Source organism: Paracoccus sp. (in: a-proteobacteria) (assembly GCF_039808215.1).
Classification (GTDB): domain Bacteria; phylum Pseudomonadota; class Alphaproteobacteria; order Rhodobacterales; family Rhodobacteraceae; genus Paracoccus.
Map to the genome: position 1 here is coordinate 1 of NZ_JBDHSP010000093.1, position 9,797 is coordinate 9,797.

Consider the following 9,797-nt stretch of genomic DNA (forward strand, 5'->3'; position numbering starts at 1 on the left):
ATCGCCTTAGCCATTGGCCCATGACTCCTTGATCGCGGCCCGGACCCGCTCGCGGATTTTCTTGCGCAGCGCGGCCTTCCTGGCCTTCCATGTCGGGTAGAAAAACGGCCGGGCCGGGGTTTTGCCGTCCTTGGTTCCGAACTCGTGAAACCGGGCATAGAAGCCGTCGCCCGCGCCAGCGTAGATCTTGATCCGCAGCGTGGCATATTGTTCGCCCGCGTTTTTGCCGCTGCGGATTTCGTCAATCATGAACGTGCCGGCTGGAAGGTCGCCCCAAGTCCAGCCGATGCCGTCGCGCAGATCGCCGGTCTCACCGCGCGGGGCCGCAGCCCGCATCGCGTCAACGATCTCCTGCGCGCCTTCTTCCATCGCCACGCGCGCCGCATCGACCGCAACCGCGGGGATTTGCTTGAGCTTGTCGACGATGCGCGGGTTCAGTTCCGCCATGCGTCAGCCCTCCAGCAACGCCTCTATCTGCACGACCCCGTGAATGCAGCCGCTCGGGTCATCCATCACCCGCACAAGCGACAGCCGCGCCGGGTGCATGGTCAGCGCGACCGTATCCGCCCAGCCGTCCAGCGCCGCCGCCACATCGTCGATCACGTCCTCGGCGTTGCCCTTACCCGCGCCGGGGGCGCCACTGCACCACACGTCCACTTGCAGCGTCACAGCCCGCGCCTTGACGCATTCGACGCTGTCGTCGGTCCAGTAGCTCGGCCCGAGCGTGATATAGGGGTAATCATTGGCCTCAATGGCCCGGTCATAGACCCGACCACCCAGCGCGCCGACCTGCGCAATCAGGCGATCCATGACCGCCTTGCGAAGTGCACGACCCGCCCGCATGGTCAGCCCTCAGCCAGCAATTCGAGATAGGCCCGGTCCTGCGTCTCGCGCGGATCCTCTTTGGCCTCATAGGTGCGGCCCTCGATCAGCACCCGCCATTCGGACGTGACGCGCCGGGCATTGGCCGAGGCCCGCAGCGTCACAATCGCCGGGGCCTTGGACGCCAGCCGCGCCGCCATCACGCTCTCACCGCCGCGCAGGGGCCGCAGATGCACCCAGCCAGCGTGGTCATCGACATAGGCAAGGATCTGGTTGCCGTCGCCGTCCCGACCCATTTCCGGGCGCTGGAACGTCGCGCGCTTGGTCAGGTCGCCAGCATCCATCACGGCACCACCCAGCGAAGCGGCGTCATCAGCGCGTCAACCGCCAGCGGCGCCGCGCTCAGCGTATCCGCACCAGCCGCTTCCCGGTTTGCATACCAATGCCCGACCAGCAGCTTGACGATCAGCCGCACCGCATCGACAGTCTCGGACGGCATCTGCACATCCATGGTCACCGTCGCCGCCTCGGTCAGGGTCACGATAGCCCCCAAGCCATCATGCGTCAGGATGCCGACCCCCGCCGATACCGTGACGCTCGTCACGTCAGGGAACGGCAACCGCCAGCAGCCCGCCTCGGGATAATCCACCGCCCATTGCTGCGGCAGGATGCAGCGGCCGAGAACCCCGCGCCAGCCGTCCAGATGCGACTCCGCAGCCGCGATCAGCGACGAAATCAGCCCGTCTTCATCGTCATGCAGGACGCGAAGGTGCGCCTTCATCTCGGCCAGATCAACAACGGCACCGACAGGCGGCGTGACACGGCGCGGGATCATTTCGTTTCCGGCGCCTTCTTCGCGGCCTTGGTCTCGGCCAGCGCGCCGATGCTTTCGGCATAGGCCTCCAGTTCAGCCGGGCATTCCTCGCCCTCCGCATATTCGCGCGGGTAAATCTCGCCATTCGCGCAGCCGATGATCGGCTTCGTCAACTTTGCCATATCGGCCTCCATGATCTGCATGGGATGGGGGCGGCAGCACCGCCCCGCACCAATGCAGACCCGATCAGGTCGCGGCGATTTTCAGCAGCTTGATTGCCTGCGTGTCGCGAAGCTTGCCGCCGACGCGCTTGTGCATCGGGAAGCGGACCCAGCCGGGCTTGGTGATCTCGTCGCGGATCATCCACATCCCGGCCACATCGGCGACGGTGTAGCCGCGCTGGAAGTCGCCGAAGGCCACCGGGAAGGCGTTGGCGGCAACCGCCGGCATATCCTCGGCGATGACGATGGGCTTGCCCTCGATCCGGTCGGGCGAGGCATCGGCAACGGCGCGTTGCAGAAGATAAACGCCCTGCCCATCCTTGACCTTCGCCAGCGAGGCCATGACGCCCGAATTCATCACGAAGCGGGCATTGGCGCGGTAACCGGCTTTCAGGCCGTAGACCAGTTCCTTGAACGTGTCGAAGGGCGCGGTAGCCAGCGCCGCGGTCTGACCCGAGGGCAGGTATTGCAGCGTCCCGAAGGCGCGGGTCGCGTCGCCGGTCGCCAGCGGCGCCGGGCCGGCAAGGAAGCCGGTCGGCTTGTTCGTGCCGTTGCCAGACACGAAGGCCAGGCCCTCGGCCGCGGCAAAGCGTTCCGCCGCTTCCGCGATCAGCCAAGCCTCGACGTCGAAGAACAGATCGCTGATGGCGTGGCGGGTGACTTCCGGTTTCGCGGCCAGTTCGCCGAAGGTCGGCGCCACGTCATAGAAGTTCGGCGTATCGGTCTGGTTGCGGGTATCGACCTCGCCAACCCATTCGGTCCCGAAGCCCGCGCCGCTGACAACCTCGTGGTAATCGGTGGTCCCGACCGTCACGACATTGGCAATCGACCGGATCGGCGACGTGTCCTGGATCAGCTTCAGCACCGCCGAGGCGATTTCCTTGGGCAGCGCGAAGCCGCCCGAGGCGTTGGTCGCAACGCGCACGTCAGCCGCCTTCTGTTGCAGGTCGAATAGCCGGTCAGAGGCACCGCCATTCACGCCCTTGCGCATGAAGTCGATAAAGGCGGCCTTGTGCTCGTCAACAGACGCATCTTTCGACAGGCCACCGGGACGGTTTGCCTTGGTTTCGATCTCGGCCAGCCGGGCATCCAGCGCCTTGAGCGCAAGTTCCGCGTCCTGCTTGGCCTTGAGGCTGGCGGCCAGATCGGTTTCCATGCGCGTGATCTTCTGATCGGTCAGCGCATCCGCCGACTTGATGCCGTCAACTTCGCTGCGGATCGCCTGGATCAGCTTGTTGCCGTCCTCGATCAGGTTCTTGATTTCGTCAGCCATGACGATGCTCCTTGTTCATGGCGTTACAGGGACAAGCGGGCTTTCAAGAGCGCCGCCAGTTCATCCGCGCCAGCGCCAGCGTCCTGCATGGCCTTGACTGCGTTGTAGCCTCCGGCCATCAGCCGGCGGGCCACGGAACGGGACAGCCCAGCGTCCTGCGTGAGCACCCGTTCAATATCGCGCTCGGTCATCCCGGCAGCCTTCACCGCGTCGATCCGAGCCATTTCATTCATCGGGAAGGTCACAAGAGACACCTCCCAGACTTCCGCTTTCAGGATCACCCGATTGCCGTCGCGATCCCGGCTGGCCTCGGTCGTGCGATAGCCGATCGACAGCCCGTCCAGCGCGCCCGCCTTGACCAGTTCGTAGGCGTCAGCCGCCTTGCGCACCTGCATCAGCAGGCGTCCCTTGACCCGCAGCCCCTTGCCGTCTTCCTCGACCTGATCCCAAACCCCGATCACGTCATGCGGGTCATGCTGCAACAGCATCTTGACCTTGCGCCCTTGCGCGAGGGACGCCGCGAAGGCGCCGGGGGCCACGACATCACCGCCGTTGTCAACATTGTCGAAAATCGATCCGTATCCCTCGATCACGCCGGCCTCGTCGGCCTTCCAGTCAAGGCTGAGGAATTTCGTTTCCATCGCTATTCCCTTGAGACATGGCGCCGCGCGAAACCGTGTTGGCCCATGCGTCCGACACCGGGTTCAGGCCAACCTCGGCCCGGATTTCATTGACGGTCATCCATGCCGCCTGACCGCCGGCCCCAAGGGCCTTGGTGTAGTATTCCGCCTGGTCTTTGAAATCGCCGCGCAGCAGGTTGCGTTCGTCCAGATCCACACGCAGCCCGGACACATTGCCCAGAATGTCCCGGTTCGCCGCCTGCTCCCAGCGCTCGACCCAAGGCCCGAGCGTGTGAATGACGTGGTTGCGAAACATCTGTTCCGCGCTGGCGAAGGTCGCGGCCTTGTCGGCCTGCATCAGCATGATCGGCTGCACACGGAAGGCGCGGGCAATTTCCTCGATCTGCAACCGGCGCGTTTCCAGATGCTGCGCATCCACGCTGGTCATGGTCATCGACTGGAATTTCGCGTCACCGTCCAGAATGGCGATGCCGCCGTCGCCGTTCGGCCCGAAGCGGTGTTGCCATGTCTCGCGCAGTTTTTCCGCCGTCTCCGGGGCCAGCCGGTTGGCGAATGACAGCACGCCCGAGGGCTTGCCGCCATTCCCGGCCAGCTTGCCTTGCTGGCGTTCCAGCGCCCGCGAAAGCCCAATGGCCTCGCGCGCCTGCCGCACGGCAGGAAGCCCCTGAAACCCGTCCAGCGACGGGCCGCGCAGGTAGAACACCTGATCCAGCGTGAAGAACCCATGCGTCTTGTCCGCGTAATCAACGCGGATGCGCAGGCTGTAATCGGCCAGTTGCTCGACCGACCACGCGCCGGCAGGGACCGGCAGCAATTCCCGGACCTGTCCGCGCACCACGTTCTTGATCGCGATGGCGCCCTTGCCCAAAACCGCGTTGAAAATCATGCCTTCTCGGAACTCGAACGCGGTCTGCCAGCCATTCGGGCGAACCGCCAGCAGGCGATGCGCCCAGTGATCCCGCTCGACCCGCAGCCGCGGCAAACCGCTCCCATCGAACGTCTCACTGACGACGCGGCAAGGCATCTGCGCGATGCCCTCGGCGATGACACGGGCCGCGCAGAACACCGCCGTCACATCGACCGCCGTCGCCTCGGTCACATTGCCACCCGAGGACGTGCCCCAGCCGATCCAGCCTGCCACGCGGGCCAGCTGGTCAACGGTCATCGCGGTGCTTTTCCGAAATAGTCCCAGCATCACAGCACCATCAGCCCGCTTGCGTCGAGATAGGATTGATCCTCGCCCGCCTCGCGCTGGATGAACCACCCGAGCGCCATAATCAGCGCCACCGCGCCGTCGATCTTGTTCGCCCGCACTTCCTTGCGCGGATAGACGTTCTCTTTCGCGTCGAAATGCCCGACCACGTTGCCGATCATCCAGTTCAGCACCGGATTGCCGGGGTGGTGAATGCGGCCCTCGCGCATCAGAGCGTCCAGCGTCTTGGTGGCCTCGCTCATGTTCGCCACCGTCTGCCGGTATTCCTCGGCCGGCATCCCATCGCGCTTGAGGTTCTGCAGCATCTGCTGCGCCTGCCACGGGTCGGTTGCCACGGCCTGCAGGTTCAGGCCGGGCCCATCTGCCTTGATCTCGTCCTCGATGATCCCGAAATCGGTCGTCTCGCCCGGCGTTGCATAGATCGCGCCCGCCATTTCCCAGCCGCGATACATCGCGTGCCGGTCGTCGTCGATTGCAACCTGTGGCAGGTAAAAGCGCGGGAAAACGTAGTAATGCGCCCGCCCGTCAATCTCCCTGCGGTAGAGCGAAACCCGCGCCGCCATGTCGATCTTGCTGGCGAGGTCCATCCCCATGACGCATTCATCAGCGGCGAAATCGGCCTCATCCAGCGTCCGATCCTCGCACTTCCGCCACCACTCCGTGTCGTAAAGCGCCGAATTGGCATCCACCCACACGTTCAGGTGCTTGGTCAGGTAGTTGACCCGGTCCTGCGCCACCTGCCGGGCCTTGGCTGCGGTCTGCGTCACGATGCGCGGATCCACGGACACGCCCCAGTTCGGGTTCGCCTTGCGCAGCGATTCCTCGGAATAGGGATCGTCGCCCTCGTCGATGGTGTAGACGATGCCGAACGTGGCGTCCGCCGCCTCGCCGGTCACAGCCCCGGCCAGAACCTTCAGCGCGAAATCCCGCGTCTGATAGCAAATCCCCTGTTTGTTGAACCCCGCCGTGGTGATGGCCCAGATCATCGACTGCGGCCGCTTGCCCAAGCCGGTTTCCAGCACCTCATAGACCACAGGCGTCTTGTGCGCGTGCAGCTCGTCCACAATCGCCAGGTGGATGTTCAGGCCGTCCAGTGTGTGGCCCTCCGCCGACAGCGCCTTGAAGCTGCTGGACGATTTCAACTGCACGATTGCTTGTGCCGTGACCTCGATGCCGAATTTCTTGCACAGCCGGGGCAGCTTCCGCGCCATCGCCTGCGCATCCCGGAACACGATCCGCGCCTGATCGCGCGTCGTGGCCGCTGAATAGACCTCTGCGCCCGCCTCGCCGTCGAAGGACATCATGTAAAGCCCGATGGGCGAAGACAGCGCGCTTTTCCCGTTGCCCCTGGGCACCTCGATATAGACCCGGCGAAAGCGCCGGTTGCCGTCCGCATCGACCCAGCCGAATACCGTGGACAGGATGAACACCTGCCAAGGCTCCAGCTTGAACGCCTCACCCTTGCTGGCCTTCTCGCCCTTGATATGAGGCACCAGCTCGACGAACCGGCACACCTTGGCCGCATGGGCCGGGCTGAACCGATAGCCGGGCGGCGGGGCGGCCAAGTCGTCCAGCTGGCGCTGACACGCCTGCACCACGAACCTGCAGGCCGGGATCAGGCCAGAAACGACGCCACGGGCATAATCATGCGCCCGATCCGCAAAACTCATTGCGGCGGCCCGTCCAGGAAGCCGAACGGATCATCCCCATCATCCTGCGGCGGCTGATAGACCTTGCTGCGGTCAACCGGGGTGGCGCCCAGCGACGACAGGGCCATGCGATAGGTGCTGTAGAAACTCGCCGGCGTATCCGGCGGAAGCCCGGCCATGACCTGCGCCCTCATCAGCGCGACAATCTCAGTTGCGGCCCGGTCCTCATAGGTGAGCCAAGGCGTTTCATCCGCCGTCAGCGCCCAAGCCTTCCTCTGCATCGCCGTGAAGTAGGTCGGCGCCTTCCCGAGCGGCCGGCCTGACGCCTTCGGCTCCGATCTGGCGCGGTATCGCTGCGGATTGTGCTTGTCAGCCCCCGTCAGCACCGCTTTGGCCAAGGGCGTCTGCGGTCGCGCCATGTCAAAAACCCGTTTTTTTGAATTGTGGATGTGTGCAGAGACTTAGGCCGCGGGTCCCCGGCCGAGAGGTCCCGGACTTTGACCCACCCCCCCTGTTGCGGGCCTGCACCAGTTGCATAAATGTCACGAAATCACCAAAGCCGACCGATCATCCGACCGGATAACCGTCCAGCCCGACCTCTCGCGGCCGGGCCCAGCCCTCATCGCGGGCGGTCTTTGCCGTGTGGCACGGGTCACACAAGCTCTGCAAATTGTCAGGGTCATCGGACCCGCCCTGAGCCTTGGGCGTGATGTGGTCAACCGCGTGATCGCGCGGCAGGACTCCGAGCGGCCTTGCCCGGCCTTGCCGCATGCACTCTTGGCACAGCCACTTGTCGCGGGTCAGGATCGCCACGCGCAGGCGGTCCCAAGCCGCGCCATACCCTCGGGACTGGCGGCTGCCTTTACCGTCCCACTTGCGCGGCTTGGTCATGGCGGACCTCGTGATTGGTCGATGGCGGGTCAGCGGATATCGCCCCGCATGGGCTGCCGGGGTGAAGCGCGCACTTGCCCGGCTGTGCTTGACCCCCCGCCATCTGGTGATCTGCCGGGGGCGGGGTGGCACGCGCCAGCAGATCACCACAGGGCGGGAATGAAAAAGCCCGCCGGTTAGGGCGGGCCACAACTTCTTGCGATGATGCCAAATTGACCATACCGCAGGTTGATTGTCAAGCGGCTGGCGCGTCCCTGCCGCGATAGGTGACGCGGCCCTTGGTCCTGCCCTCATGGACGCAGCGCAGGGCTGCGATCATCCCGGGCACGTCTCGGGGGCGGGCGTCATCCACGACGACCCGCCATGCCTCTGCGGCTGCGCTGGGAGGCACATAGGCCAGCCAGCCATGCAGCTGGGTCCATGCGGTGACGGCGGCGCGTGTCCGGGCCTCATCGTCGCGGGGATCTGGCGCGGGGTCGGATGCGTCAGCCTCCATTGCCTCCTGTGGCGCCAGCAGCCGCAGACAGACGGCGTGGCGATGCGGCGCGCCGATAGCCCGATCATAGGCGGCGACAGTCCGGCGCATATGCTGGATGGCGCCCCACAACGCGATCCGGTCAGCCTCATCGCCGACCTCAGCGGCCATCGCCGTTCCCGCATTGCAGCCCCACCACTGGGCGCGGCTATCGCGCATGGTCTTGTCTGTCGGGGTGACGCCGCGGCGCTTGCACCTGACCGCAAGAGCCAGGGCATCGGCGGCGCGGGGCGTGCCGGCGCGGGACTTTCTCCCGCTGTCCTCGCGCGCCGAGACCGGCGGCACGTCATAGATGCTGGCCTCGGCGCGCTGTTTCTTGGCCCGTCGCCGCGCTGCTTTGCTGCTCATGTGTCCTCCGAACCGCTGCATGTTGCGCGGCATTGCTGGGATTTTACCATATCTAGTTGTTAACGCAAAGTTTGCTTCGGAGGCGGCTTTGCTTTGGCGGGTCAGATCAGCGGGGCCTCTCAAGCGGCGAACCAACATGCCAGCCGCCGCATGCCCGGCATCGGTATGCCTCGCGGAAGATGCCGGGCCTGCGCTTGGCGGCCTTGCGGGCGAGGGTCGGTCTGTCAAATCGGGCCTTGCCGTCGCACATGGCGGCGCGATCGGCGGGGCGTAGCGGCATACCGTCGCTGGTCTCAGCCATTTGGCGCCCCATCGCCAGAGGCCGCAGACGGCGCCTTACAGGCGTGTTGCGCATTTTGGGGGGCGATGTCGCCAGAAACCCCGGAAGGCCGCTCTACGGCCAGGTTTCCGGCCTCGATCTGATCGGCGGCGGCGCGGTCCAGTTCCGCCCGGACGGCGCGACGCTGTTTGGTCAGATCCTCGCAGACCTCATGCAGCTCGGCCCAGCTCGGCCAGAACCGCCACACGCGACCCAGCAGCGCCTCACGCACCACGTCAGCCGGATAGCCCGACAGCCGCTGCGAATAGGCCGAGACGACCAGCGCCGCGTTGCCATCGCCGTCATTGCGCCGCGGCGCGAGAACCGCCAGTTCCGCCAGCCACTCCTCGACCTGGTCGCGCGCCGCCGGGGTGAATGCGCCCTCGATCCGGCTGCGCATGGCGGCGATGCCTTCCGGCGTGCCGTCGATGCTGGCGACCAGCGCGCCGGTTTCGTCGTATCCGAGAAACACGCCGTGCTTGTCGTAGCGGGCCTTAAACCCCTTGTTCACGCGCAAGGCGATTCCGCATGACCGCGCCAACGATACCAGTGAATTGTTGACCTGATCCGGATTGCTGGCCGCGAGACGAAGGGCGGGCTGTTTGTGCATGGCTGGGGTCTCCTGTGCGAGAGGCGGGGATTTCGAGGGGTGGGGCGGCTTTCTCTGCCGCGTAATCCTGCATGTGGCGGGTGAGGGTCTTGGGACCATTGGCCGGGCTGCCGTGCGCCCGCATATTCGCGGTGGCGACGTGGATCACCTCGGCCTCCGTCAGGCCAAGATCGGTGACCCAGCGCGAAACGATCAGGCCGGCATCGGCGCTGGCCCAGTATCGAGGCCATCCGATTCCCTCCGGGTCGTTGAATCCAAGAGCCTCCGCAATCTGCGAGACGAGCGAGGGCGCGGGCTTGGGCTTGGTGGCATCGGTCCTCGCGCCCGCGCCCTCCTCCTCCTCCTCCTTGGGGGGTTCATTGAGGGTTAGGGGTGCACTGTGCACCGGGTCCCGTGCATCTGTGTCACCGGTGACACTGTGCGCCGGGTGCGACCTGTCACCGGTGACACTGTGCGCCGGG

General features: G+C 65.5%; 13 protein-coding genes and 1 pseudogene. All 14 read right to left on the bottom strand.

Features of this window, described 5'->3' with window-relative positions:
• Window positions 1-6: 6 nt before the first annotated feature.
• A complete protein-coding gene (locus tag WMK75_RS17160) occupies window positions 7-447 on the bottom strand; it encodes an HK97-gp10 family putative phage morphogenesis protein (RefSeq protein WP_347268808.1) in 441 nt (146 codons plus the stop codon).
• A gap of 3 nt (window positions 448-450) precedes the next feature.
• A complete protein-coding gene (locus WMK75_RS17165; protein ID WP_347268809.1) occupies window positions 451-810 on the bottom strand; it encodes a DUF3168 domain-containing protein in 360 nt (119 codons plus the stop codon).
• Window positions 811-845: 35 nt separating this feature from the next.
• Window positions 846-1,166, bottom strand: coding sequence for a phage head closure protein (locus WMK75_RS17170; RefSeq protein WP_347268810.1), 321 nt, complete (start codon window positions 1,164-1,166; stop codon window positions 846-848).
• Entirely contained in the window at window positions 1,166-1,657 is a 492-nt protein-coding gene (locus WMK75_RS17175; RefSeq protein WP_347268811.1) for a head-tail connector protein, read from the bottom strand. Before WMK75_RS17175 ends, WMK75_RS17170 begins: the two co-directional genes overlap by 1 nt.
• Window positions 1,654-1,818 (bottom strand): hypothetical protein, encoded by a 165-nt coding sequence (locus tag WMK75_RS17180; RefSeq protein ID WP_347268812.1) that lies wholly within the window; start codon window positions 1,816-1,818, stop codon window positions 1,654-1,656. The genes WMK75_RS17175 and WMK75_RS17180 overlap by 4 nt, the downstream gene beginning before the upstream one ends.
• 64 nt (window positions 1,819-1,882) lie before the next feature.
• A complete protein-coding gene (locus tag WMK75_RS17185) occupies window positions 1,883-3,130 on the bottom strand; it encodes a phage major capsid protein (protein WP_347268813.1) in 1,248 nt (415 codons plus the stop codon).
• A gap of 23 nt (window positions 3,131-3,153) precedes the next feature.
• Window positions 3,154-3,771, bottom strand: coding sequence for an HK97 family phage prohead protease (locus WMK75_RS17190; protein ID WP_347268814.1), 618 nt, complete (start codon window positions 3,769-3,771; stop codon window positions 3,154-3,156).
• The gene (locus WMK75_RS17195) at window positions 3,746-4,936 is read right to left on the bottom strand and encodes a phage portal protein (RefSeq protein ID WP_347268815.1); all 1,191 of its coding nucleotides are present in this window, start codon (window positions 4,934-4,936) and stop codon (window positions 3,746-3,748) included. The genes WMK75_RS17190 and WMK75_RS17195 overlap by 26 nt, the downstream gene beginning before the upstream one ends.
• 29 nt (window positions 4,937-4,965) lie before the next feature.
• Window positions 4,966-6,654, bottom strand: a complete 1,689-nt coding sequence (locus WMK75_RS17200; protein ID WP_347268816.1) for a terminase TerL endonuclease subunit — start codon at window positions 6,652-6,654, stop codon at window positions 4,966-4,968.
• Entirely contained in the window at window positions 6,651-7,052 is a 402-nt protein-coding gene (locus WMK75_RS17205; RefSeq protein WP_347268817.1) for a hypothetical protein, read from the bottom strand. The genes WMK75_RS17200 and WMK75_RS17205 overlap by 4 nt, the downstream gene beginning before the upstream one ends.
• A gap of 148 nt (window positions 7,053-7,200) precedes the next feature.
• On the bottom strand, window positions 7,201-7,524 hold the full coding sequence (locus WMK75_RS17210; RefSeq protein WP_347268818.1) for an HNH endonuclease signature motif containing protein: 324 nt from the start codon (window positions 7,522-7,524) through the stop codon (window positions 7,201-7,203).
• Between the two features lie 235 nt (window positions 7,525-7,759).
• Complete coding sequence (locus WMK75_RS17215; RefSeq protein WP_347268819.1) at window positions 7,760-8,407, bottom strand: hypothetical protein; 648 nt, start codon at window positions 8,405-8,407, stop codon at window positions 7,760-7,762.
• 293 nt (window positions 8,408-8,700) lie between these two features.
• Window positions 8,701-9,336: a hypothetical protein gene (locus WMK75_RS17220; protein WP_347268820.1), complete on the bottom strand. Its 636-nt coding sequence runs from the start codon at window positions 9,334-9,336 to the stop codon at window positions 8,701-8,703.
• Window positions 9,221-9,797, bottom strand: a pseudogene (locus WMK75_RS17225) (hypothetical protein); the annotation flags it as partial. The gene WMK75_RS17220 and the pseudogene WMK75_RS17225, both read right to left, overlap by 116 nt.